22 protein-coding genes are annotated in these 25,902 nt (G+C 61.1%); 8 read left to right on the forward strand and 14 right to left on the reverse strand.

Translation table 11 applies throughout. The annotated features are described in order from the left end of the window. Window positions 1-22: 22 nt before the first annotated feature. From L861_RS12925 to L861_RS12960, 8 genes are all read right to left on the reverse strand, one after another. Window positions 23-334, reverse strand: coding sequence for a hypothetical protein (locus L861_RS12925; RefSeq protein WP_016417467.1), 312 nt, complete (start codon window positions 332-334; stop codon window positions 23-25). Beyond that, entirely contained in the window at window positions 331-1,062 is a 732-nt protein-coding gene (locus L861_RS12930; protein WP_016417468.1) for an AzlC family ABC transporter permease, read from the reverse strand. Before L861_RS12930 ends, L861_RS12925 begins: the two co-directional genes overlap by 4 nt. Continuing rightward, window positions 1,059-1,799, reverse strand: coding sequence for a 2OG-Fe dioxygenase family protein (locus tag L861_RS12935; RefSeq protein ID WP_081645852.1), 741 nt, complete (start codon window positions 1,797-1,799; stop codon window positions 1,059-1,061). Before L861_RS12935 ends, L861_RS12930 begins: the two co-directional genes overlap by 4 nt. Window positions 1,800-1,815: 16 nt before the next feature. Next, window positions 1,816-3,318, reverse strand: coding sequence for a radical SAM/SPASM domain-containing protein (locus L861_RS12940; RefSeq protein ID WP_016417470.1), 1,503 nt, complete (start codon window positions 3,316-3,318; stop codon window positions 1,816-1,818). 75 nt (window positions 3,319-3,393) lie between these two features. Then, window positions 3,394-3,609, reverse strand: coding sequence for a hypothetical protein (locus L861_RS24560; protein WP_016417471.1), 216 nt, complete (start codon window positions 3,607-3,609; stop codon window positions 3,394-3,396). Window positions 3,610-3,879: 270 nt separating this feature from the next. Then, window positions 3,880-4,683, reverse strand: a complete 804-nt coding sequence (locus L861_RS12950; RefSeq protein ID WP_016417472.1) for an AraC family transcriptional regulator — start codon at window positions 4,681-4,683, stop codon at window positions 3,880-3,882. A 169-nt stretch (window positions 4,684-4,852) separates the two neighbouring features. Continuing rightward, window positions 4,853-5,686 (reverse strand): AraC family transcriptional regulator, encoded by an 834-nt coding sequence (locus tag L861_RS12955; RefSeq protein ID WP_016417473.1) that lies wholly within the window; start codon window positions 5,684-5,686, stop codon window positions 4,853-4,855. A gap of 195 nt (window positions 5,687-5,881) precedes the next feature. Then, entirely contained in the window at window positions 5,882-8,389 is a 2,508-nt protein-coding gene (locus L861_RS12960; protein WP_016417474.1) for a CoA transferase, read from the reverse strand. A gap of 432 nt (window positions 8,390-8,821) precedes the next feature. Here L861_RS12960 and L861_RS12965 point away from each other — a divergent pair, with 432 nt between their 5' ends. The 4 genes from L861_RS12965 to gcvA all read left to right on the forward strand — a co-directional run bounded on the left by L861_RS12965 (window position 8,822) and on the right by gcvA (window position 14,346). Beyond that, window positions 8,822-10,495 (forward strand): BCCT family transporter, encoded by a 1,674-nt coding sequence (locus tag L861_RS12965; protein ID WP_016417475.1) that lies wholly within the window; start codon window positions 8,822-8,824, stop codon window positions 10,493-10,495. A gap of 68 nt (window positions 10,496-10,563) precedes the next feature. After that, window positions 10,564-11,721, forward strand: coding sequence for an iron-containing alcohol dehydrogenase (locus L861_RS12970; RefSeq protein ID WP_016417476.1), 1,158 nt, complete (start codon window positions 10,564-10,566; stop codon window positions 11,719-11,721). A gap of 82 nt (window positions 11,722-11,803) precedes the next feature. Then, window positions 11,804-13,300, forward strand: coding sequence for a CoA-acylating methylmalonate-semialdehyde dehydrogenase (locus L861_RS12975; protein WP_016417477.1), 1,497 nt, complete (start codon window positions 11,804-11,806; stop codon window positions 13,298-13,300). A gap of 152 nt (window positions 13,301-13,452) precedes the next feature. Next, on the forward strand, window positions 13,453-14,346 hold the full coding sequence (gene gcvA / locus L861_RS12980) for a transcriptional regulator GcvA (RefSeq protein WP_016417478.1): 894 nt from the start codon (window positions 13,453-13,455) through the stop codon (window positions 14,344-14,346). A 100-nt stretch (window positions 14,347-14,446) separates the two neighbouring features. Here the strand turns inward: gcvA and dmeF are convergent, their stop codons facing one another. Both dmeF and L861_RS12990 read right to left on the reverse strand, forming a co-directional pair. Further along, entirely contained in the window at window positions 14,447-15,394 is a 948-nt protein-coding gene (gene dmeF / locus L861_RS12985; protein WP_016417479.1) for a CDF family Co(II)/Ni(II) efflux transporter DmeF, read from the reverse strand. 196 nt (window positions 15,395-15,590) lie between these two features. After that, on the reverse strand, window positions 15,591-16,397 hold the full coding sequence (locus L861_RS12990; RefSeq protein WP_236617161.1) for a helix-turn-helix transcriptional regulator: 807 nt from the start codon (window positions 16,395-16,397) through the stop codon (window positions 15,591-15,593). 234 nt (window positions 16,398-16,631) lie between these two features. On the opposite strand from L861_RS12990, the gene L861_RS12995 reads away from it, so the two are divergent. The 4 genes from L861_RS12995 (at window position 16,632) to L861_RS13010 (ending at window position 20,041) form a co-directional block, all read left to right on the forward strand. Beyond that, window positions 16,632-18,008, forward strand: a complete 1,377-nt coding sequence (locus L861_RS12995) for an APC family permease (protein ID WP_016417481.1) — start codon at window positions 16,632-16,634, stop codon at window positions 18,006-18,008. A gap of 12 nt (window positions 18,009-18,020) precedes the next feature. Beyond that, window positions 18,021-18,911 (forward strand): carbon-nitrogen hydrolase family protein, encoded by an 891-nt coding sequence (locus tag L861_RS13000; protein ID WP_016417482.1) that lies wholly within the window; start codon window positions 18,021-18,023, stop codon window positions 18,909-18,911. Window positions 18,912-18,982: 71 nt separating this feature from the next. After that, a complete protein-coding gene (locus L861_RS13005) occupies window positions 18,983-19,540 on the forward strand; it encodes a YgjV family protein (protein WP_016417483.1) in 558 nt (185 codons plus the stop codon). Window positions 19,541-19,576: 36 nt separating this feature from the next. Next, entirely contained in the window at window positions 19,577-20,041 is a 465-nt protein-coding gene (locus tag L861_RS13010; RefSeq protein ID WP_016417484.1) for an anthrone oxygenase family protein, read from the forward strand. 96 nt (window positions 20,042-20,137) lie between these two features. Here L861_RS13010 and fabF read toward each other — a convergent pair whose 3' ends face one another. From fabF to L861_RS24910, 4 genes are all read right to left on the reverse strand, one after another. Further along, entirely contained in the window at window positions 20,138-21,397 is a 1,260-nt protein-coding gene (gene fabF / locus L861_RS13015; RefSeq protein ID WP_016417485.1) for a beta-ketoacyl-ACP synthase II, read from the reverse strand. Window positions 21,398-21,467: 70 nt separating this feature from the next. Further along, window positions 21,468-22,274: an oxidoreductase gene (locus L861_RS13020; protein ID WP_016417486.1), complete on the reverse strand. Its 807-nt coding sequence runs from the start codon at window positions 22,272-22,274 to the stop codon at window positions 21,468-21,470. A gap of 15 nt (window positions 22,275-22,289) precedes the next feature. Then, entirely contained in the window at window positions 22,290-25,376 is a 3,087-nt protein-coding gene (locus L861_RS13025; protein ID WP_016417487.1) for an efflux RND transporter permease subunit, read from the reverse strand. Beyond that, window positions 25,373-25,902, reverse strand: a 530-nt coding sequence (locus L861_RS24910; protein ID WP_016417488.1) for an efflux RND transporter periplasmic adaptor subunit, incomplete at its 5' end; no start/stop codon positions are given. The genes L861_RS13025 and L861_RS24910, both read right to left, overlap by 4 nt.

The following is a 25,902-nucleotide window of genomic DNA, read 5'->3' on the forward strand; positions in this document are numbered from 1 at the left end:
TTCGAGAGATGGTCAGACTGCCTCAGCCAATGATGCGTGTCAGCACGAAATAAAGCGTGGTACCGAGTACGGCGGTGCCGATCAGCCCCAGCAGGTTAAGAAAGGCGACGGCGCCGACCATCACCAGGGAAACCAAGGCTGGAACAGGTTCGCGCATCATTTCGCTGTACAGGAGGTAGACAGCGAAATTGATGAACACAGCGGCCGGCAGCAGACGTTCGAGATAGCGCTGGGTCTGCGGATCGATCTGCAGCGAGATGAACGCCGGCGCGATACGAACCAGGCAACTGGTAGTGAAAAGCGCGACGATCGCCACCAGTACCGACCCACTCACGGCCACGCCTTCCCTAGAATGACGGTCGCAAGCAGTATGCTTGGTATCCAGAAGTACACCGGCCCGAACCACTGGATGAGCAACAGTGCCAAACCTGCGCTCAGCCCGGACGCAGCCAACATCGCCGATCGCCGTTGCTCGTTATTCCAAAGTCGGGCTCGCAACTGCGAGGCCGACAGGTACATCAGCACCACGCTGGCGGGGTATCCAAGGTTCACGTCGGCGCCAAGCCAGGCAGTCGGAATGACTTGACCAAGCAGCGCACCGAGCAGCCCGGCCAGCACCCATGTGGTGAAGATGGTGACACGAATCCACCACACGCAGGCACCGCTATCGCGCTCGTGCTCCGTGGCATAAGCCTCGTCGCCCAGCATATGGGCCACACAGGCCCGCTTGCCAGCCGCTGACGGCAGGCGAGCGGCCGAGGTATAGGCGATTGGCAAGTAGCGACTGTTGATCGAGGCAGTGACCAGGAGCATGGTGAAAAAGCCAGCACCGGATTCAGCAAGAGGGAGCAAGGCGAACTGCCCGCTACCGGAGAAGCCCAGCAGGCTCATGGCAACCACTTCCAGCAGCGACCAATCGGCACGCACGGCCAGCACGCCGAATAGCATGCTGACCGGCACAACCGCAATCGCCGCTGGAGCTACTCGCCGCAGCGTGGCCGCTTTGCTGGTGCCGGCAGGCGGTGCGACTCCGTCACCTGTGGCCGGTTGGGCTTCTCTCATAGGCAGCTATTCTCCATCGCCTCGCGTTCGTGTGCCCGACCGTAGGCACGGTTTTCCCACCGGTTGATTTCGATCACCCAGATGTCGCGATAACCCAATTCACCGGTCGCCGGCTCGATGTCGGTGGCGTAATGGATGTAGCGGTGGTCGTCGATGATAATTGCCTGATTTTCTTCCAGCACTTGGCGATGTACCACTTGGTTGGTCAACGGATCGATCACCTGGGTCTCGCCGCCGATGACATTCTCGCGGCGAACGACGGCAATGACGCTGTACTCGTGACCGTCGCGATGAGGCCCCTCAGGTACTGTCACGCCCCGGTATTGCGCGTTGGCAGTGACGCGAATCTGGTTGACGTTGACCTGAACCATGTCATGTTGCTCGATCGGTAGGTTGTCTAGCACACGAGCAATCAGTGGCGACGGATCGACTTCCAATGGCTCGCGGTGACGAGGGATCCCACCCGCTTCCTCGAGCTTGATGTAGCGCGCTGACTGGATGTACTTGCGTTGGGGCAGGACGGCGAAGACCCATTCGCTCTCATCCCAGAAGCCGATGTATTGCGACAGGCGGATCTGTCGTAGACGACCGAGGCTGTGGCCGTCACGCGGCATATTATCGAAGGACTCCAGTACGTCGCGTGGCGTAGCTGGCATGTCTACCACGCAGTAACCCTTGCGAAGGTAGTCGACGTTGGCTGAGAAGAGCTTCTGGGGCTGCACCATGGGGGTATTCATCTACGTATCTCTCGGGTCAGGTAGGTTGGAGGTCGAAGGTGGCGATTTCGTACGGCTTGAGAGATTCGATGTGCTTTCGAGTAATGCCACGGTAGAAATCGCAGGCCGATGGTTCGACGGCATTGACCGATGCGTACTTTTTCTCCAAAGGCCCCAGGCACAGCCCCCCACAGAACCCCTCGATTTCGCAGCCGTGACAGAATTCCGGGTTATCGCGCCGCAGGCTGGCATGCGCCAGATAAGGTTCAGAATCGAGGATATTTACGCCGTCGCGGATATCACCCAACAGCGTAGAACCGGCCTTGCAGGCAAACACCGAGCCGTTGGGCTCAATGCTGAATTGCGCCCCCTTGGCCGAGCAGTTTTTGAAGCCCCGATAACTGACACTGTCGAAGCCCAACATCACTTGAAAGATTTGGTGCCAGTAGCCGGTGAGCACCACGCCACGACGGCGTCCATACTCCACTACTCGCCACAGGCGCTCGACGATATTCTCGGCGCCGAAGTCGGTATAGAAGGTTGGGTCGAAGTCGACTACTACACCGATTTCTCGCGCACCGACATCAACCGCCAGGTCGACGATGGACTCGTCGAAGTCGCTCCAGGTGGCCGATGTCAGAGCGGCATTGATCGCCACGCGGTTGTCGTACTTTTGCAGTAGTCTGAGGCCTTGCATCACGACTGGTGTACTGTCCTCGCCATTCTTCAACGGCCGGCTTGGGCTGGTCGGGGAATCGAAGCTAACGCATACGGCGACCTGGTACTTGGCGAAGATTTCAGCGATTTCGTCGGTGATCAGCGAGCCATTGGTGACGGTCGAGTAATGAATCGTCATGCCGTCGTGCTCGCCATTGCCGAAGCGATCCAGTACCGCTTCGATGGTGCGCCAGTTGAGCAGCGGCTCGCCCCCGAAGAACTGCAGCATCACGTCATACACGCCGGCGGAACGTGCCACGGCGAGCGCCGACTCGACGTAGGCGATGCCATCGGCGGGCTTCATCGAACGGTTCTTCGGGTCGTACTGGTGATCGAAGCGCTCCTTCGACGCATAGATCGAATCCTCGATGTTGACCTTGATCCCTTCACGGGCGATCAGACGCGAGGTGTCGACCTTGTTGAATTCGTCTTCAGCGGACATTTCCTTGCCCTGCACACCTTCAAAGCAGTAGGTGCAACCGAAATTGCACGCGTTGGCGAGGATAAGCTGAATGATGTTGACCTTCTTCTCCAGCGTCGAGGGCGCGGTGGGTGTTGTATGTTGGTCGCTCGGTCGAACAAGGATGCGGCGTGCAATCAGCTGTTGGATCAGCTCGTCGGTGCGGTTGTCGGCAACGCCGGAAAGAATGCTGACGGGCACCTGGCGTGGCTGTTGGAAGCTTAGGAGCTGCTCCTGGGCGGCATCGTCCAGAAAGAATAGGCCCCCGAGTCGTCGGTGATAGGTGGCGAAACGCTCACCGACTCTGGTCTGAACTATGTCCTTGGACAAGATATAGGCTTCGGTTTCAACTGTGGCTTTCAACTGGCACGCTCCGTGGTTCCGTGGAGACTGTCAAACGAAGGCAGCGCCACGATGCCGGACGCCACCTTCGACCGGTTACTTGGTCAGGCGGTCATTGAGCGGCAGGCCACCGACAGCAGAAGTGCCGCCCACGGTGCCACTGACCGTTCCTCCCACAGTGCCACCGACCGTTCCTCCCACGGTGCCGCCGACTGTCCCTCCTACAGTGCCGCCGACCGTTCCGCCTACGGTTCCTCCAACGGTCCCGCCTACAGTCCCGCCGATGGTGGAGATGCTGGTAATGGAGTTCATCCCGTTTTCCTCTCTTGGTTGTGTGGCGCCGAGCCATTCAGGCGCCGCGTGAAACACCCGCAAGCGGGTGCGAATCCATTTCTCAACAGGTCAAACCGGGGCGCAGCAGACACCCCGACCAAGGCCCCGTGCAGACGCGCCACAAGGGCATGCGGAGCCCAACCGAAGCGGTTCTTGCTGCAATGGGATGGGTCGAGTCTAGAGAGAGGTATTCGAGGTGGTCTTGTAAGATCGTGCAGGTTTACTGCAGATATCAGGGACAGTGGCAGGTCATTGGCGATGTAGCATTCGCAGCCATCGCGCCGGCGTGATGCCGTACGTACGGGTGAAATGGTGAGTCATGTGGCTCTGATCGGAGAAGCCGGCGATCAGGGAGGCTTCTGTTAGCGTCTGCCCTGTCACGATCAGCGCACGTACATGATCCAGGCGGCGCATGGTCAGGTAACGATAGGGGCTGGTGCCATAGAGCGCTCGGAAATCACGCGACAAGCTCCAGCGATCACGTCCGCTGGCCTGTTCGAGTTCCTCGAGTGTGATCGTGCTGTCCAGTGCACTGTGGATGTATTCGCGAGCGCGCTCTGCCGCCATGTAATCCAGTGCCTTGCGCCCACGCCGCGTACCAGCCACCACGGCCAGTGCCTGCGCCAAATCATAGATGGCATCCTCTTCTTCGAGAGGATCGATGGGACACTCCATGCCCTGCATGAGAGTCTGAGAAGCCTCATACAGACGCGAATCGCGAGATATGCCTTCGGGTATGAACGGCAGCGGCTTGCCGCCGAGAGCTTGCTGCAATAAAGCCGGCTCGATGTACAGGATGCGGTAGCGGAAGCCGTCATCAGTTCCCGCCTCACCGTCGTGAAGTTCGTCCGGATGTAGCACAATGGTACCGCCCGGCAAACTGTGACGCATGCTGTTACGATAATGAAAGCTGTGCACGCCAGCCAGAGTCCGGCCGATAGCGTAAGTGTCGTGACGGTGCGGCTCGAAGCCATATCCACAGAAGAAGGCTTCCATGCGCTCCACTTTCATCGATTGCGGAGCACGTAACGCCCAATCCTGGTTGCCGCTCATCTCCCCTCCCTGTCTCGCTGCGTATTGATTTATTTTTTGACATGCTAATAAAGCCTGCTCGTCGTCTAGATTACTAGTGAAATGGACTCTAGCCAAAGCGCATCTTGGGCCGCCACATCACGGCAAAGATGCAAGCCCTGTACACCCGAGTGCATAGCAAAGTGTGTCCTTAGTTGGTCACGCTTCGCTGGTATTGGTACGGCGTCATTCCATAGATGCGCTTGAAGCGGCGGTTGAAATGGCTGAGATCAACAAAGCCGTAACGGAATGCCACCTCATTGGGGACAACGCCTGCCTCCAGGGCACTGCGCGCGGCATTGATCCGGCAGTTGAGGACGTATTGGTGCGGCGTGATACCGAACTGTTGACGGAACAGGCGCAAGAAGTGGTATTTCGAGAGGTGGGCGGCCTGGCTGATCTCGTCCAGCGAGAGATCCGCCTCGAGGTGCGCATGGATGTACCCCTTGGCTTGCTGCAGCAGGGCATCGGGGCGACTTACCGTACTGCCCGGTTGGAACTTGCCGGCACGCTGAACGAGGCGTGTCGCCATTTGGTAGAGAGCATATTCCTGGTCAATACGGGAGCCCACCTGATCGGTCACCAGGCGAGCCAATTCCAGGATGGCGTGGCGTAGGGAGGGATCCGCTATCAGGGTCTCACTGCTTCTGAACCCACCGGCACGCTCGCACCCAACCGCATCGGCAAACGATGCCTCGAGCTGGGCGGAAGGCACATAGAGCATCACATACCCCAGCGTGCTGCCGTCGCCCGGGTGCCCGTCGTGCACTTGCTCGGGGTTGAACTGGATGACGTTGCCGGGCGGGCTGCGGTGAAACTGGCCGCCGCTGAAGAAGTCCTGCCGCCCGGATAGGGTGACGCCGAAGGCGTACTCCTCATGGGCATGACGGTCATAGCTGAAATCGCTCAACGCCGCCTGGAGGACCGTAAGCTCGGGGATATGCTGACTTTTGAAGTACTCAAATCGGCTGGACTGCTTCGCCATGCCACACCTCCCTGAACGCCAACCAGCCATAGCTTAGGCCATGCACCAAGCCAATGGCTTGGACATTATTGCGGAAAACGCCGGATATGCCCTCTTTTCGCGCTTAGATCGACCGGGACATCGGTAAAGACGACCAGCACCCCGGCAAGCCGGGGTGCGGTAGGAGGAGAAAGGCAAGCGCAGGGGTGGGACGGTTTAACTGGGTAGGAACTCCTTGCCCCAGCCCAGGCCGGCGACACCGCGTTCGATCATCGAGTCGATTGCCGGTTCGCTGTAGCCGACCTGGCTCAGTATCCGGCGCGTCGAGTGTCCGAAGCGCTCCGTCGGGCTGACCGCTTTGATGGCGGCTTCCCGGGGGCGAATCGCATAGTGGTCGATCTGGGTGATGCAGTGGCCGCTGGGGTGATCGCGGTAGATCGAGAAGGCATAGCTCCCCCCGTCGATCCTCACGGTACCGTCGGCTTCCCGGCTGTACCATTCGCGCAGCGTCTCGATGGCCAGCGGTTGCGCAGCGGCGATGTCCACCTCGTGCAGCACTTCGATCCAGTAGGCCGAGGGGGCCTTTGCAAAGGCCGCACGCAGGAATTCCGCTCGATCCTGCGCCTGGCCGATGCCACCCAGGTCCTCGATGGCCTCCAGCTTTTCGAGTTCGGCCGGGCTGGCGTCGAGGAAGATCCAGCCGTCCTCGGTCCGGTAGAAGTGCGACAGTGCGTGGTTGCCAAGGGCTTCGCGACCCGAGGGTTCGTCGAAGGGAGCACGCCTCTCGTAGTCGAAGGCGAACGGCAACTGGGCAAAGTTGGTAACAGCGGACAGCGAGGTGCGGGCCCGGGTCACCTCACCGGTCTTCAGCTTGTGATAGAGGGCGACCGCCATGCCGAGACCGGCGGCGAAGCCACAGTTGACGTCCAGGGTGCCCAGGTGGGCATGTTCCTCCGGAGTGGCGGGCCCGCCAAAACGGCTCATGATGCCACTGTTGGCCTGGACGATATCGTCGTAGCCGATGTAGTTGCTTTTCGGCCCGATACGCGGGCCGCCCAAGCAGTCCAGACGGCAGAACAGCACACCCGGGTTGATGGCCTGCAGGCTGTCATGGTCAAGGCCCAGGGGCTTCATCTGACGTTCGGGGGCGTTGATCAGCACCAGGTCGACGGAACGCACCAGACGGTTGAACACCTCCCGTCCCTCATCGGTCGTGATATCGACCAGGGCGCTCTGCTTGCCCATGCCGCACTGGAAGGTGAAGAGGGTACCGATCAGCGGATCGTACAGCGGCGTCACCGGATCCAGCTTGGTGACCTGGGCGCCGAAGCGGGTCAGGAAAGTGCCGGAATGGGGACCGGCGATCACGTTGGTCAGGTCGAGAACGCGCAGGCCGTCGAGCCAGCTGGCCTTGGCGGCAGGCGCCTTGGCCCGCAGCGCGGCATAGTCGGTGTGCGTCGCCAGTGACTGCAGGAGCGACAGCGCCTCGTCGAAGCTGACGTTGCGGCGCGGTCGCGGGCGTAACATGGGCTCTGCCAGACCTTCGAGCCAGGCGAGTGGCCCCGGCTGCTTCATCACGCCATATTCGGGGTCGTCGACTTCGATGATCAAACCGGCGGCATTGCTGTGCTCGCTGTTGACCCACTCTTGGGTCGTGCGATGCGGTGCGCCGGGAATCTGGCCTTCGCCGAAGATGCGCCCCCATTCCTCGGAGGTCCGGGTCAGGAAGGCCTTTTTCATCTTGGCCGAGATGATATCGGCCCACTTCTTCGGCAGCGGGTAGACACCGATCGAGGTTTCACCATCCCACTCGCTGATCGGGAGGTGCAGGTCCTTGACCTCGGGCAGGCCCTCCACCAGCAGCTCCTCATAGATGCCCAGTACCTGCAGGCAGCGTTTGGCATGGTTGCGGTGCGACGGGCAGACGCAGTAGAACATGCGGCCGTCCGCGCATTCGTAGGTGCGATAGAAGGGATCGAGATACTCTTGCAGCGCTTCGTAACTCAGGTCCATTTCGATATTGTTCGCCCGACGGTATTCGATCTCCTTCTCGCGCATGGTCTTGTAGCGCTCCGGCAGGCCGTCGATGACGATGGAGTTGTAGGACAGGCCCTCCATCAAGGCGGCAGCGACAGGCACTTCGATATTGTCGCCGCGACCACTCTTCTCCCGCGCCAGCAGAGCCATGACCACGGCACTGGCGGCGAGCGAGACAGCATAGGAAGAGCCCAGGGGGAGCGGCGAGAAACTGGGGTTGAGCCCCATCAGCACCCTGTTGAAGCCCATATCCGTATAGGCGCCCGACGTTGCGGCGACGACGGCCTCGGTCGCCTTCCATTCACGACGCAGCTCGTCGTTGCTGGCAAAGCCCGGTACCGAAAGGGTGATCAGCTCCGGGCGCGCCTGGCGCAACCGGACAAAGTCGAGACCTAAGCGCTGCATCACGCCCGGACGGAAGCTCTCGATGACCACGTCGGCCTGATCGATCAGTGTTAGCGCCTGTTGCAGGCCGGCGTCCGTTTTGAGGTCTAGCCTCAGGCAGCTCTTGTTGCGATGCAAAATGGCGTTGGCCGGGTGATCCCACTGCGGGCCGGCTGGCGGATCGATATGGACGACGGTCGCGCCGAGGTCTGCCAGTACCATGGCAACCGCCGGCCCTGCAATTTGCTGGCCGAAGTCAACGACACGGATACCTGTCAAAGGCAATTGACTGTTGTTCTGCATTTCAATTTGTCCCTCTCGCTGTCGACGCAGTTAGCTGCGACCCAATGTTTTGAAAATTGTTTTGCATGACAGTTATTAAGGCGCTACTTCAAACGAAACGGTAAGTTCGCCATGAATCCTGGTTTTTAGTAACTCATCGGTTCTCGCCAAACTATGTCATGAGACTTGGAGCGATACTAAGAGCGCCTAACAGGCGGCACCAGCAATAAAAAATCGCCCTGAGATATCATTTTTTTTATGACGGGCCCGGCATAAATAAATTCGGGTCTAAGGCCTTTTTTTTATTGCTTCCAAAGCTGCGATTTAATTACGAGAATTCAATCCGCGCCGGTTCATACAGCCTTATTTCTCGACGCCTGAGTAACTGTAAGGTGCTGACATATAAAGACATCCCGATCCTTTTATTGAGCAAGTAAAACAAAGGACTTCACGATGAACAATAACCACAAGACCAGGCAGGCTCCTGAAAACAATCAAAACCTGTCGACGCCCGAGCCAATCCGCCGAACCGATGCAACTGTCGTAGGCAATCCAATGATGGTGCTAGGCTCCGGCCTGTTGGTGACAGCCTTCGTACTTTTCACCATCCTGAATACCGATTATGCGAACTCCCTGTATGAAGCGGCGAAATCCTATATCGCAAGCAACCTGGGCTGGTACTACATAGGCTTGGTGAGCTTCTGCCTGTTACTGGTGATCTGGCTGATTTTCAGCCGCTACGGCGATATCCGCCTGGGCAAGGACAGCGACCGTCCGGAGTTCAGTAATTTCTCCTGGTTTTCGATGCTGTTCGGCGCCGGTATCGGCATAGGTATCCTGTTCTGGAGTATTGCCGAGCCGATCTACCATCTGCAGGGGACGCCCTTCATCGGTGAGGAGCAGAAGGGCAGCATAGAGGCGGCGCAGGTCGCGATGCGTGTGGCTATCTTCCATTGGGGACTGCATGGCTGGGGGGTCTTCGCCTTGGTAGGCCTGGCATTGGCTTACTTCGCCTATCGCAAGGGGTTGCCGCTGTCGATACGCTCGAGTCTCTATCCCATTTTCGGCGAGCGCATCTATGGCCCCATCGGCCATGCCGCCGACCTGCTGGCGGTGTTCGGCACGGTATTTGGCATTGCCACCTCGCTGGGTCTCGGCGCTCAGCAGATGAATGCGGGGCTGGCTTATCTGCTCGGTTTCGATGTCTCCACGACCAATCAGGTAATACTGATCGTCGTGATCTCGGCGATTGCAACCGCATCCGTGCTATCCGGTGTCAATCGCGGCATTCGTATCCTCAGCGAATGGAACATGCACCTGACCATCCTGATTCTGGGGCTGTTCATCATCTTCGGCCCCACGGCCTACCTCTTGGGCGCCTTCGTTACCAACCTGGGAGATTACCTGGTGCATTCGGTGCAGCTGGGCCTCTGGGTGGATCCGGATCCGCAGGGACAATGGCAAGGCTGGTGGACGATCTTCTACTGGGGCTGGTGGGTCGCCTGGGCACCGTTCTGTGGCGTTTTCATTGCCCGCATCTCCAAGGGGCGGACCCTGCGGGAGTTCGTGTTGGGCGTCTTGATTGCCCCGACGCTGCTGGCGGCATTCTGGATCACGGTATTCGGCAATACCGCCATGTATATCGAGCTGTTCGGCAATGGAGGGCTGATCGCCGCCGTCAATGAGGATGTCACGATGTCGCTGTTCAAGACACTCGAGCTGATGAACATGGGGCACGCCGTGACCCTGCTGATGGCGGCAATCTGCACCATCATGTTGGTCACCTACTTCGTCACCTCGGCCGACTCGGCAACCCTCGTGATCTGTACCCTGGTGTGCATGGGCAATGAGCATCCGCCTGCTCGCTATCGCGTGTTCTGGGGCATGGCCATCGGTGCCGTCGCCGCAGTACTGCTGTTTGCCGGTGGTCTCAAGGCGCTGCAGACCGCCTCGATTGTCGCCGCGCTGCCCTTCTCGATCGTCTTGATACTGGGGATATACGGCCTGTTGAAATCGCTAAGTGCCGAGATGTCAGCGCCATCCATTGAGCACCGCAGGGCCATATCGGTCGACGGCTCGACCGAGCAGGCTCCAGTGCCCGAGATTCCCACGAAATCGTCCCACTAACGCCTTTCCGCACTGCCCCGGCAAGGGGCATGCCTTGGCTTTCCACAACCAGAAATTCCGGAGTCGTTATGTCTACACAGATCGTTCTGCCCCGCGTGATGCAGGTGGGCGCTGGCGCCAGTCAGGAAATCCCCAACGTATTGGCCAGTCTGGGCTGCAAGCGCCCATTGATCGTCACCGACAAGGTGATGGTGGAACTGGGCTATGCCGCACGAATTCAGCAGCACCTGCAGCAGCATAGGGTCTTTCCCGACGTTTTCGACGCTACCGTGCCGGAGCCGACCGTCGGCTCGATTCAGGCGGGCGTCGAACAGGCTCGTGCGGGCGACTACGACTGCATCATCGCCTTGGGTGGCGGTAGTCCCATCGACAGTGCCAAGGCAATTGCGGTACTGGCCAAGCACGGCGGTCAGATGCGCGACTACAAGTTCCCCCGTATCGTGCTGGAGAGCGGACTGCCGGTGATCGCTGTGCCGACCACGGCCGGTACTGGCTCCGAAGTGACCCGCTTCACCATCATTACCGATGAAGCCTGCGACGAGAAAATGCTCTGTGTGGGTATTGGCTTCATGCCGGTGGCAGCGCTGGTCGACTACGAGCTGACCCTGAGTTTGCCGCCACGCATTACCGCCGATACCGGTATCGATGCGTTGACCCATGCGATCGAGGCCTATGTCAGTAAAAAGGCCAACCCGTACAGCGATGCGCAGGCATTGGCCGCCATGCGTTTGATCGCACCGAATCTGCGCCGGGCCTATCACGACGGCGCCGACGAGGAGGCTCGCAAGTCCATGATGCTCGGGTCGACCCTGGCCGGAGTGGCCTTTTCCAATGCGTCGGTGGCGCTGGTGCATGGCATGAGTCGGCCGATCGGCGCCTTCTTCCATGTGCCGCACGGCCTTTCCAATGCCATGCTGCTGCCGGCCGTGACCGCCTGGTCGATACCGGCGGCACCCGAGCGCTATGCCGACTGCGCCCGGGCCATGGGTCTCGCCAACGAACGGGACGATACCGAAACGGCCAACCGCAAGCTGATTGCAGAACTCGAGGCGCTCAACGATGAATTGCAGGTGCCCAGCCCCGAAGGATTCGGCATCGAGCGCCAGCGCTTTTTCGAACTGCTGCCGGTGATGGCGGAACAGGCGCTGGCTTCGGGCTCGCCTGGCAACAATCCGCGTGTGCCTGAAGTGGACGAGATCATCGAGCTGTATCGGCAGCTTTGGTGAGGGAAGCAGCGAATCCATCGGTAACACGAATCCACTACGGACCGCCGACAGGCGCTCCGAACCAACCTCGAGGATCACAACGATGCAGACACTGGGACATCTGATCAATGGTGAGATAGTGACGGCCGGCGAGCGCTATCAGGACATATTCAATCCCGCCACAGGCGCAATCGGCAAACGGCTGGCACTGGCATCGCGGGACACGGTCGAGCAGGCGATCGCGGCGGCCCGCGAGGCCTTTCCAGCCTGGCGCGACACGCCGCCGATCAAGCGGGCACGCATCATGTTCCGCTTCAAGGAATTGCTCGAGAGCAATGCCGACAAGATCGCCGCCCTGATCGGAGAGGAGCACGGCAAGATAGTTCACGATGCACTCGGCGAGCTGCAGCGCGGCATCGAAAACGTCGAGTATGCCTGCGGCGCACCGGAGCTGCTCAAGGGCGAGCACAGCCGTAATGTCGGCCCCGCCATCGATTCCTGGAGCGAGTTCCAGCCGTTGGGTGTGGTGGCTGGTATCACGCCGTTCAACTTCCCGGCGATGGTGCCGCTATGGATGTTCCCGATGGCGCTGGTATGCGGTAACTGCTTCGTACTGAAACCGTCCGAACGGGATCCGTCCTCGACACTCTATATCGCCCAGCTTCTGCAGGAAGCGGGCCTGCCGGACGGTGTCATGAACGTCGTGAACGGTGACAAGGAGGCGGTCGATACCCTGCTGCACGATGATCGTATCCAGGCGGTCAGTTTCGTCGGATCGACACCGATCGCCGAGTATATCTACTCGACCGCTACCGCCAATGGCAAGCGCTGTCAGGCCCTCGGCGGGGCCAAGAACCACGCCATCGTAATGCCCGACGCCGATATGGACAATGCCGTCAACCAGTTGCTCGGCGCTGCCTTTGGCTCGTCCGGTGAACGCTGCATGGCGCTTTCGGTTGCCGTCGCGGTTGGCGATGCTGCCGCCGATGCACTGGTCAGCAAGATGAGTGAAGCCATGACCAGCCTCAAGGTGGGCGCCTACATGGACAGCAGCAACGACTTCGGGCCGCTGATCACTCGTCAGCACCGGGAAAAGGTGATCGGCTATATCAATAGCGCCGAGGCGCAGGGTGCCCAGGTCGTGGTCGACGGTCGAACGGTCGAGGTGCATGGCTACGAAAACGGCTTCTTCGTCGGTGGTACCCTGATCGATCATGTCACTACGGATATGCTCAGCTACCAGGAGGAGATCTTCGGTCCGGTGCTACAGGTGGTCCGTGTCCAGAGCATGCAGCAGGCAATGGAGCTGATCGACGCCCACGAATATGGCAACGGGACCTGCATCTTTACCCGGGACGGTGAGGCGGCGCGGTATTTCAGCGACCATATCCAGGTCGGCATGGTCGGGATCAATGTGCCGTTGCCGGTGCCGGTTGCCTACCACAGCTTCGGCGGCTGGAAGCGCTCTCTGTTCGGCGACCTGCACGCCTACGGCCCGGATGCGGTACGTTTCTATACAAGGCGCAAGACCATTACCCAGCGTTGGCCGAGTGCCGGGGTACGTGAAGGAGTCGAGTTTTCGATGCCGACGATGAAATAGCCCCCGCCCAGGCAGGCGTCCGTCCAGGAGGAGGACGCCTGCCGCTGTATGCACCGGACCTCGATCGCCCTTGCCTGACGAATGCGTACTGGTGTTTGGGGCGTTGATTGGTGACACTCGCTGCAAACGTCAGTCGGAGCAATGCTGCGCCCATGAAGAAGCGATTGCCTCCCCTTAACTGGCTGAGGTCCTTTGAAGCCTCCGCCCGTCATCTCAATTTCACCCAGGCTGCGACAGAGCTCAATCTGACGCAAGCCGCGATCAGCCAGCAGGTCAAGGGGCTGGAAGCCCAACTGGGAACCTCACTTTTCAAACGCCTGCCGCGGGGGCTTGAACTGACCGACGCCGGTAAGGCCTACCTGCCGCCGGTGCGCGATACCATCGAAAAGCTGGCAGCGGTGACCGATGAGCTCTTCGGCCAGGGACTCGCCAAGGCGCTGACCATCAAAGTCAATCTGGTATTTTTCACCCATTGGCTGGCGCCTCGCCTAGAGAGGTTCCATGCCCTGCACCCCGAGGTGGGACTGCGCTTTACCAGCAATATCTGGGTCGACGAACGCAAATGGGATGCCGATCTCGAGATTCGTTACGGGCAGGGTACCTGGCCGGGTCTGACGGCGGAGCGTCTGACCTGGGACAAGCTGGTGCCCGTCTGCAGCCCGACACTTGTCAGGGGGCGCCAGCCGCCGGCATCACCCGAGGAGCTGTCCGGTCAGACGCTGCTCCATGTGATAGGTTACAAGGAAGGCTGGAGCTACTGGTTGGGCCAGACCGGTTTTGCGCATCTCGAAACGTCGCCGGGCATGCAGTTCGATACCCTGATTTCGGCGCTGGAAATGTCGGCGCTGGGACATGGTATCGCACTGGGCCGAACCTCCCTGGTATCGGACATGCTTGCCAGCGGGCGTCTGATAGCGCCCTTTTCCCATCAAGTCGAGACGCAGGAAGCCTTTTTCCTGACCTATCCCGAGCACCAGTATCTGCACCCCCATGCCGAGATCTTTCGAGCCTGGGTTGTTGGAGAAGCCGAGCAGAGTCATGACTAGGCATTGTCTGAAAACTGCCTGCGCTCGGCTGCAGCCCAACGTCCGCACATCCCAGTTGATAACCACGCTGACCACCGTCAATAGGGTCGTCTTTCGAATACTAGGCGGCCGAGACATGGCCGGTATCGGGGCAAGGCTCGACCTCTATCGTGGTGTGCACCAGTTCAGGAAGTCTGGCTTCCAGCTTGCTTCGATACACGTGGGGTGGCTGGGGCTTATCCGACACCAGGGCGATGATCCCCGCGTAGATCCCGGGCCCGATCGACCAGATATGCAAATCACTGATCCGATCACCGGTGCCACCTTCAAGGATGTCGCGAATATCGGGATCCAGCCCTCGGGCCTGCCGGTCGAGCAACACCTGGCTGCTATCGCGCAGCAAACCCCAGGACCAGCGGGTCACCAGCACAGCACCGACGAGGCCCATGGCCGGATCCATCCACTGCCAACCGAGATACTTGGCCGCCAGCAACGCGACGATCGCCAGGAGCGAAGTCAAGGCGTCCGCCAGGACATGGAAATAGGCCGCCCGACGGTTGTGGTCATGTTGATGACCGGAATGCTCAGCGTGGTGATGCCCGTGATGATGTCCCCCGCCTCCGAGAATCCAGGCTGACACGCCGTTGACGGCGAGACCGATGACAGCCACGGCAATGGCCTTGTCGAACACGATATCAACGGGATCGACGAATCGGGCCACACTCTCGATGCCCATGTACAGAGCAAACCCGGCCAGCAACACTGCCCCTGCAAAGCCCCCCAGCGCATTGACCTTGCCGGTACCGAAGCTGAAGCGGTCATCGTGTGCATGGCGGCGGGCGTAGGCATAGGCAAAAGCGGCAATGCCGAGCGCCGTTGCATGGGAGCCCATGTGCAGCCCATCGGCCAGCAGCGCAATCGAGCCATAAAGCATACCGGCCGCGATTTCGATGACCATGGTCACCAAGGTGAGGAACACGACGATACGGGTACGCTTCTCCCCGGCACGGACCTCGTCTTGACAGAAGATGTGATCGTGCTGCCAAGCGCCCAGACTGTGACGATGCATGACAGTCATCCCCTTTGATTGGATAACGACCTGTTCATCGATGATAGGCAAGGCCCATCATGGGGGATAGCGTGGAATGTGAACAGGCGTCATGGCCGCACCACGATGACAGATTGACCACTGCCTATTTCCGGTTTCGCGTTGATCGACGATGAGAGCAGCAAGACGATAGAGTGATGCCGCTCATGTACTTGGCTCAGCCATGTGCGGTCAGCCGCGCGAACAACGGCATCAGCAGCGCGAACAGCTCCGCCTGGGAGGAAATGTTGCACTTGGCGTAGAGCTGGCGGCGGAAGACCTTTACCGTCTGGGTGCTGACCTCCAGGTGCAGGCCAATGGCCAGGGACGAATGCCCCCTCAGGATGAACAGGGCCACTTCGGCCTGGCGTGGACTCAGCCGGATGCCGTGCTCCTGCTCCAGGGCCTCGCGCAGGCGTTTCTCCAGAGGCTCTGACGACGCCCCGGCGGCATCCTGGCAACGGTAGTCCCGCCAGTGCGTCTCCAGCAGGGCGCTGAGGCTCATCTCATGTCGCCGCAGGGCTTGGATCTCGCGCTTGCCGAAGGAGCTGCCGCTGGAACGGTCCCTGCCAAAACAGGCAGTTAGCGTAATGTTGTTAGTAATGGTGGCAAAGACCGCTACCTCATCGAGTAGCGTGGTCTGCTTATAGTAGTTGTTGTAGTAATGGGTGCGCCGGAAGTGGTCCGGTGCCACATCCATCAACCGTCTTACGCCCCGCACATCGCCCTTGAGATGCTCGTGGTAGAACGGATCCAGCAGATAGGCCCCGCCCAGGTACTGGTTGTCCATCGGCAGATAGACCACCGGATCGGTAAATTCCCGGTAGAGTACCGTCGGTCGGTGTTCGCCGTGATAGGCAATGATGATCAGGTTGTCGAAGGCGGCCAGCCCCCGCACCAGCGCGGAGAACTGACGGGGCAGTTCGACTGTCGCCAAGGCCTTGATGGTGTTGGCCAGGGCCTCGTCGTGTTCGCTGTGTTTCACCAATTCCAAGCCCGCAAAACCATACCACCCTGGGGTTATATACCCCCCGTCGCCCGCTCAATAACGTTGTCAACAGAGTGGTGACTACGTATCGCAGTCTAGCCGGGCCCATGTGACACCGGCAACTGCGGGTCTGAGCCGCTCATTCGTGGGGGCCAATGCCCGCCACCCAAACGCGTCGTACCGGCCTGGCAGGTGCCCGGCGTCGGCGTCAACGTGTACTGGAGACGGATCATGTCGGAAAACAATATCAAACTCGAGAGAACCCTATCCCTGAAGGCCGTGGTGCTGTTCGGTCTGGCATACATGACGCCGCTGATCGTGCTCGGCACCTTCGGCGTGATCGCCAGCACCACCAACGGTGCAGTACCCACGGCCTACCTCATCACCACCGTTGCCATGCTATTCACGGCGTACAGTTATGGCATCATGGCGCGTACCTACCCGGTATCGGGCTCTGCCTATACCTACGCGCGCAAGGCCATCGACTCCCGGGTCGGCTTCATGGTGGGCTGGAGCGTGCTGCTCGACTACTTCTTCCTGCCCATGGTGATCTGGCTGATTGGTGCCGCCTACTTGAACGCGCGCTTCCCGGAAGTGCCAAGCTGGATTTTCCTGCTGGGTTTCATCGGTATCACCACTTTCCTTAATGTCTATGGCATCAAGCTGGCGGCCAAGGTGAACTCGCTGCTGATGATGTTCCAGATACTGGTCATTGGCTTCTTCGTACTGCTGTCGGTTCGTCATGTGTTCGCGACCGGCGGCGCCGACGCCCTGTTCAGCCTGGGGCCGTTTGTCGGTGACGATGCCGGCTTAACTGCCATTGCCGCGGGCGCAGCAGTAGCAGCCTATTCCTTCCTCGGCTTCGATGCCGTCACCACCCTAACCGAAGAGACCATCGAGCCCAAGCGCAACATTCCGCGGGCGATCATGCTCACCGCATTGATTGGCGGTGGCATCTACGTGCTGGTAGGTTACACCACCCAGTTGGCGCACCCGGGCAGCAATTTCGTCAACGCCGATTCCGCCGCATTCGAGATTGCCAGGACCATCGGCGCGGACCTGTTCGGGGCCATCTTCCTGGCCGGGATGGTACTGGCACAGTTCACCTCCGGCCTGGCCGCCCAGGCCAGCGCCTCACGCCTGCTGTTCGCCATGGGGCGGGACGCGGTACTGCCGCGCAAGCTGTTCGGTGCCCTGCACCCGCGCTTCCATACCCCGGTATTCAGCATCGTACTGACCGGCGCCATCGGCATCATCGCCCTGTTCCTGGATGTGCTGTCCGCCGCCTCGTTCATCAATTTTGGCGCGTTCATCGCCTTCACCATGGTCAACCTTTCGGTCATCTTCCTGGTCAGCAAGGATGAGGATGCCAAGCGCCGTTACGGTGTTCTCAAAGGCATGGTGGTGCCGCTGATCGGTGCCCTGGTCAACCTCTGGCTGATGAGCAAGCTGGACATCAATGCAGTGATTCTGGGGCTGATCTGGCTCTCGATCGGGCTGGCACAGCTGATCTACCTGACCCGTTTCTTCCGTCGTGAACCGCCGGAAGTCGACTTTGACGAATCGGAACCTGAGCCGGCGCCTGCCTCGGTGAAAGCGAACCTGTAACGGAGACATCCCATGCCAAGATACTTGCCCGTCCTGCTGGTCCAGGAAGCCTCCCGACAGCCCGGCATGGACGCCGAGCTACGGGACGTCGAGGCGGAGCTGACGGAGCACCTGAGCGACTTCGGGGCCGAGTTCAAGCAACCCAGGATGGTGGTCTACCCGGAGTTCTACCTCTGCGGCGCCACCGGCACCCCTGAGCAGCGCAGCGCGCAACTTGACGCGGCCGCCGAACCAATCGACGGCCCACGCAACCGGCACCTGACGCGTATCGCCCGCAACTTGGGTATCTGGTTGCTGCCAGGCACGGTCTGCGAACGGGGCGAGGATGGCCACCTGTACAATACCGCACCGGTGTACTCGCCCGAAGGCGAGCGGGTGGCGGCCTATCGCAAGTGTTTCCCCTGGCGCCCTTATGAGCCCTTTCGGCCGGGAAATCGCGTCGAGGTGTTCAATATTCCCGGGGTAGGTCGGGTCGGGCTGGCGATCTGTTACGACATCTGGTTTCCCGAAGTGGTACGGCAACTGGCCTGGCTGGGGGCCGATGTGATCATCAACCAGGCTGCCACCTCCACCTGCGACCGCGCCCAGGAGCAGGTGCTGGTGCAGGCCAATGCCATCTTCAACCAGGTGTTCATGGTCAGCGCGAACGCGGCCACGCCCTCCGGCGAGGGCCAGAGTCTGATCGTCGACCCCGAAGGCCACGTCCGCACGCGGATGCCGGGGGCGACCTCTGGCATCCTCACCGATGTTCTGAATCTGGATGAGGTGGAACGTGTGCGCACCTTCGGCACTGCGGGCTTGAACCGCGTATGGTCGCAGTTCCGGGAAGACGACCCAGTACTGGAACTACCAATGTACGAGGGCCGGATCGATCCACGCCAATGGATGGGAGAGGGGCGATGAACGAACAACCTTTCCCAGCGTAATCACCTGCTAAGCTTCTACTTCGCCTTTAACACGTTAACAGATGCTTTATGGAAGAGATCGGATTCAGATGGCTGCTTGGCCAGGGCGTCAGCCTGCTGGCCTTGGCACTGTGCCTCGTGGCATTCGCCAGCAAGCGCGACGACCGACTGTTCGCCCTGCTGCTGTTCGCCAATGTCGCCTTCGCCACGCAGTTCGCGCTCTTCCAGAGCTGGGTAGCCGCGGGCATCTCGGCATTGATCGTGCTACGTATCGCCTTGGTGCGCCGCTTCCCGCGCCACCGGGCCATCATGGTGGGGATGCTGCTCGCCACTCTGGTGGTGGCCGTGCTGACCTGGAGCGGCCTGCGGGATATCCCGGCACTGGCCGCAGGCCTGTTGGGCACCTATGGCATGTTCATGCTGCGCGGCATTCCCATGCGTGCCACCCTGGCAGCGGCAGCGCTGTGCTGGGTCGCCAGCAACCTGCTGGCGGGCTCGATCGGCGGCACGATTGCGGAAAGCCTGATCTTCCTCACCAATGTCGTCACCATGCTGCGCCTTAGGCGCGACACGCGGCTGCCCACTATTCCTGATACCCCCATGCCTAGAGATGAGGCTGCAGGATGACAGAACAACGCCCACAACTCTAAGGAGGCAAGTGCCATGTTGTCGTTGCTCCTGTGGTTTTCCGCCATCGGTTGTGGCCTCATCGCCGGACTCTACTTCGCCTTTTCGGCCTTCATCATGAAGGCGCTCGGTCACATCGAACTCGGAGCCGGCATTGCCGCCATGGTCGAGATCAACAAGGTGATCCTCAGTTCCCTGTTCTTGCCACTATTCTTCGGCACGACGATTGCCGGCGCTGCGCTCGCGGTCCTTTCCCTGCTGCGCTGGAGCGAGCCGGGTGCCGCGCCGATGCTCATTGGGGGAGTGATCTACGTCGTCGGCATGTTCGGCGTTACCCTGCTTTTCAACGTACCACTCAACAACGAGCTGGTCAGTGCCAAGGCAACTGGCGATGCAGGCGCCGTATGGGCGCGCTACCTGAAAGCGTGGACCTTGTGGAACCACATGCGTACGGTCGCCTCGACCGTCGCTTGCGGCTGCTTCATCGCGGCACTGCCCTAGCCTCGCCTGGGAGAGGAAGTGTCAACGGGGGTCAACAGCCATTGGCTGACGGGCCGGGTTGATGGGGCTGCATCGCGATGATGGCTAGTACAAATTTTATTGACAGCATCGGAAAATGACGCTGGCGTTGACGCCACCAAAGCCGAAGCCATTGGAGATGGCGTACTCCATCGGCAGTCGTCGTGCCGTACCCCGTACCAAATCGAGCCCCTCGGCGGCAGGATCCGGATTCTTCAGGTTGAGCGTGGGTGGCGCGATCTGGTCGCGCAGCGCCAGGATCGTCAGAATGGCCTCCAAGCCCCCGGCCGCACCGAGCAAATGACCGGTCGCCGATTTAGTCGCGCTTACGGCAACCCCACCACCGAACACGGCCTTGATCGCCGCGAGCTCGCTCCTGTCTCCTAACGGAGTGGAGGTGGCGTGGGCGTTGAGGTGCTGGACATCTGATGGATTCAGTCTTGCCTGCGCCAGCGCGTTTGACATCGCACGCTGGGCGCCACTGCCATCTTCTGGACCCGACGTGATGTGATGGGCATCGCCCGTTGTGCCGTAGCCAACGATTTCGGCGATGGGCGTCGCGCCACGGGCCAGCGCATGTTCAAGTTCCTCAATGACTAGCACGCCCGCGCCTTCGCCCATGACAAACCCATCCCGGGCGCTGTCGAAAGGACGCGAGGCCCGCGCCGGCGTGGCATTGAAACCGGTGGAGAGGGCACGAGCCGCAGCGAAGCCCCCCAGGCTCACTTTGTCGATGCAGGCCTCGGCACCGCCGCAGATCGCAACGTCCGCCTCGTCGGCTCGAATCATCCGCACGGCGTCGCCAATCGCCTGCACGCCGGCCGCGCACGCGGTCACCGGCGCCCCGATCGGCCCTTGGTAACCGTACCGAATCGAGATGTGACCAGCCGCCAGATTGACCAAAAAGGAAGGCACGGTGAAAGGCGATAGGCGGCGGGCGCCCCGGCTGTCAGTCGTACGGACCGCCTCTGCAATGGCCGGAAAGCCCCCCACCCCGGATGCGATCACCGTTGCGGTGCGTTCCATCTCGTGCGCATGCCGGGGTTGCCATCCCGCCTGGGCGACCGCCTCATCCGCCGCTGCCAATGCAAACAGCATGAAGCGGTCCATCTTGCGCTGCTCTTTAGGGGGGGCAACACGATCGGCATCGAACCCAGCCTCCGGGTCTTCCGCGTGATCCGGGACCACCCCGGCGATCTTGACTCCCAGGTCCCCCACCCTGGCATCAGGTAATTGCCTGATGCCGGACTGTCCGTTCAACAGCCGAGTCCAGAGGGACTCTACGCCTACACCCAAGGGTGAAACCAGCCCAAGGCCGGTGACAACAACTCGACGCATTCTTGATTCCTCGTTTGCCATTCATGATGCCCGCCATGTCCATACTCTGGCTAGAAAGCGGGGATCGATTTCAAGTGAGCCCAAAGGTTTTCCTCAGGCCCTTCTCGACCGGGCCAGCGGGCATGAATCGGCGCAACTTGGCCAGAAGAGAGGCCTCGCCTTTGGGCGTACGGCGCATTTTCCAGGCGCCCAACGCGGCATCGACGATCGTGGCGGCGACTCCATCGGGCTCCGGCGCCTTTCGGACATTTTTTTGGATCGCCTGGGAGACTACGCCGAGCTCTTTGTTGTAGTCGGGGATTTTGGACGCGGTTTGGGGCGCATTGAGATCCAGGTTGGTCTTGGTAAAGGAGGGTTCGACAAGCGCCACGCGAATGCCGAATTGGCGCACCTCGTGATCCAGGGTCTCGGACAGCCCTTCAACGGCATGTTTGGATGCCGAATAGAGCCCCATGTACGGCGCAGGCAGAAAGCCCAGTACCGAGCTGACGTTGACGATGCGACCAGAACGCTGCTCGCGCATGTGCGGCAACACCGCTTGTGTTGTGCGCAAGAGGCCCAACAGGTTGGTGTCGAACAGCGTATTGGCTTCGGCAATCGACGTTTCCTCCGTCGCGCCGAGCAGGGTCACGCCCGCACTGTTGACCAGCACATCGATGCGCTCGGCTTTGGCGATGATGGTCTGAATTCCGTGTTGAACCGATGCTTCGTCACGGATATCCATCTCGACCAGTTCAACACCCGGTATTGGCTGTGCCCTTGCCGTGTTGCGCACGGTGCCGAACACCCGGCAACCCTGATCGACGAACTTCACTGCGGCGGTACGTCCAATGCCCGATGACACGCCGGTAACGATGACGACTTTGGAATTCGACATGGTAGTTTCTCTCTATTAGGAGGATTGGGGTGATGGCGACCAGCTTTGCGATGGGGCCGGCTTGATCCTGAACCAGATGGCGTACATCGCCGGCAAGAACACCAGGGTCAGCACCGTCCCGGCGAAGGTGCCACCGATCAAGGTGTAGGCCAGCGTGCCCCAGAACACCGACTGGGTCAGGGGGATGAACGCGAGGATGGCGGCGAGCGCGGTCAGGATGACCGGACGGGCACGCTGCACCGTGGCCTCGACCACGGCATCGAAGGGTGCCAAGCCCGCCTTCTCATTGTCGCGGATCTGGCCGATCAGGATGAGCGTGTTGCGCATCAGGATTCCCGCCAGCGCAATCAGGCCGACGAGGGCATTGATGCCGAACGGCTGGTTGAAAACCAGCAGGGTGGGCACGACCCCGATGAGGCCCAGCGGCGCGGTGGCGAACACCATCGTCATCGCGGAGATCGAGCGAACCTGGAAGATGATCGTGATCAGCGTCAGGGCGATCATGATGGGGAAGATCGGCGCCATGGCGCGATTCGCCTTGCCGGATTCCTCGATGGAACCGCCCTGCTCGATCCGGTAGCCGGTCGGCAATTCGGCGATGATCGGCTGCAGTTCCTTCCACACGGCAGTAGACACGTCAGGCGGCTGCAGGCCCTCGGCAATGTCTCCGCGCACAGTGATCGTCGGCGTACGATCGCGGCGACGCAGGATCGGGTCTTCCATGTGGACGTCCACCGTCCCGATCTGCGACAGCGGAATCCGCTGACCGGCTGCACCAACCAAGGTGAAATCGTCGATCTTGCTCGGATCGAGCCGCGTATTGCCGGCCGAACGGGCCGCAACCTGTACCGAGCGGATGTCCTCGCGTACCTCGGTAATGGGGATGCCGTTCAACAGGAACTGGAGTTGTTGGGCCACGTCGCTCGAGGTCAGGCCGAGGCTCTGCAGCCGGTCCTGGTCGAGCGAGAAACGCAGCGTAGGCACGCGCTCGCCCCAGTCGGTATTGACCGTGCGCATCTGGGAAGAAGCCTGCATCACGGCGCGCACCTGCGCCGCGATGTCACGCAGCGTGTCGGGGTCGGGCCCCATCACGCGGAAGGCCACGGGGAACGGCGAGGGTGGGCCGAACACCAGTTGGGCCACCCGCACCCGCGCCTCCGGCGCCAAGCCGTCGGCCACCGCCTGGCGCAGCCTGAGCTTGAGTGCCTCCCGCGCACCCTGGTCGTCGGTCAGGACGATGATCTTGGCGAACGAGGGATCGGGCAGTTCCGGCGCCATGGCGAGGTAGAAGCGCGGCGCCCCCTGTCCGACGTAGGCGGTCACGATCGCCGCTTCCGACTGCTCGGCCAGCCAGGCCTCAACCTTGGCGGTCGCCGCACTCGTCTGCTCGATCGAGGTGCCATATGGCATTTGCACTTCGACCAGCACCTCGGGCCGATCGGACGTCGGAAAGAACTGCTTGTTGACCACGCCCATGCCCAGGACCGCGATGACGAAGGCACCGACCACGCTCGCCGCGACCAGCCATTTGCGGCGAATCACCGAACCAAGCAGCCGGCGGAAGCGCTCGTAGTGCGGCGTCGCGTAGATCGCCTCGTGCCCCCCCTCGCGCTTCTTGAAATCCGGGAGCAGCTTCACCCCCAGGTAGGGCGTGAACACCACGGCGACGATCCATGACGCGATCAAGGCAATGCCGACGATCCAGAACATATTGCCGGCATACTCGCCGGCGGTCGACTTGGCGAAGCCGTTCGGCATGAAGCCGATCGCCGTCACCAGGGTCCCGGCAAGCATGGGCGCGGCGGTATGGCTCCAGGCATAGGCCGCGGCGCGCATGCGGTCGTAGCCTTCCTCCATCTTCACCACCATCATCTCGATGGCGATGATCGCATCATCGACCAAAAGCCCCAGCGCCAGGATCAGGGAGCCCAGCGTGATCCGGTCGAAGTCCTTGCCGGTGGCCGCCATGACGATGAAGACCGCGGCCAAGGTCAGGGGAACCGCTGCCGAGACCACGATGCCGGCGCGCCAGCCCATGCTGAGGAAGCCCACCAGCATCACCACGCCGAGGGCGGCGAAGAACTTGAGCATGAACTCGTCGACGGCCGAGCGGATATTGACCGACTGGTCCGTGACCTTGGATAGGCTCATGCCGAGCGGCATCTCGGCGTTGATCGCCGCTGCCTCCGCCTCCAGCGCCTTGCCGAGCTCGAGGCCGTTCCACCCCTCGCGCATGACCACGCCGAGCAGCAAGGCCGGTTCGCCGTCGTTGCGGATGAGGAAGGTGGCTGGATCCTCGTAGCCTCGCTTCACTTCGGCGATATCTCCGAGCTCCAGCGTACGGCCCTGCGTGGCGACGGGTGTATTGCGGATCGCCTCGAGGTCGTCGATCGCGCCGTCCAGCCGAATGAAGACCTGCGGGCCATGGGTTTCGATCGAGCCGGCGGGTGTCATGACGTTGCGCCCGTTCAACGCAGCGAAGAGATCGCGCGGGGAGACGCCCAGGGTCGCGAGGCGGTCATGGGAGAACTCGACGAAGATCCGTTCGGCCTGCTCGCCGATGATGTTCACCTTCTTGACGCCCGCCACGTGAAGCAGGCGTTGGCGCAGGCTCTCTGCCTCGCGAACGAGATGTCGGTGAGGCTCGTCCTTTGCCTTCAACGCATAGAGGGCAAAGGTCACGTCGGCGTATTCGTCGTTCACCATCGGGCCGATGACGCCAGGTGGCAGGCTGGCGGCCTCGTCGTCGATTTTCTTGCGCGCCTGATAGAACTGCTCGGGGACCTCGGCGGGCGGCGTGCTGTCGAGCAGGTTCACGGTGGTGAAGGCCAGGCCCGGTCGCGTAAAGGTCTCGGTCCGGTCGTACCAGCGCAGTTCCTGCATGCGCTTTTCCAGGGGCTCGGCGACCAGTTCCTCCATCTCCTGGGCCGTGGCTCCTGGCCAGGCCGTGACCACAGTCATCTGCTTGATGGTAAAGGCGGGGTCCTCTGCCCGGCCCAGCGTCAGGAAGGCCACGACGCCGGCGATGAAGATCGCCACCATCAGAAACAGGGTGACCGAGCGCTCGCGGACCGCGAGGGCTGAGAGATTGAAGCCGCTCATTGCCGTTCTCCGCCGTTGACGGCCAGGCCTGGTGCAACCTCGCTCTCGGCGAGTCGCACCTGCTCGCCCTCGTGCAGCAGATGCGCGCCGAGCGCAACGATGCGATCGCCTGCCTCGAGATCGCCGACGACCGAAGCCGCTTCGTCGCTGAGGCTGGCGACTTGCACCGCACGCCAGGTGACTTGCGACGTTTCCCCTTCGATCAGCCATACGCCGGGGCCCTTGCCCGGATCGTAGATTGCACCTATCGGCACCTGAAGCGCCGGAGTGGACTGGCTGTCAGGAATATGAATGGAGACGGTCGAGCCCAGTGGCGCATCCGCCAGACGACCCTCCAGCACGTAGCGCGCTTCGAACGTCCGGGTCTGAGGGTTTGCGGCATCCGACAGCTGGCGAAGCGTCGCAGAGCCCGTCAGCCCGTTGCCGTACAAGGTCGCCTGCCCGATGGAGCCGATCGCCGGGCGCAGGGTCTCGGGCAGCTCGATGACCGCCTCGCGGCGCCCGGCGTGGGCCACACGCACGACGA

The sequence above is a fragment of the Litchfieldella anticariensis FP35 = DSM 16096 genome (assembly GCF_000409775.1).
Taxonomy (GTDB): Bacteria; Pseudomonadota; Gammaproteobacteria; order Pseudomonadales; family Halomonadaceae; genus Litchfieldella; species Litchfieldella anticariensis.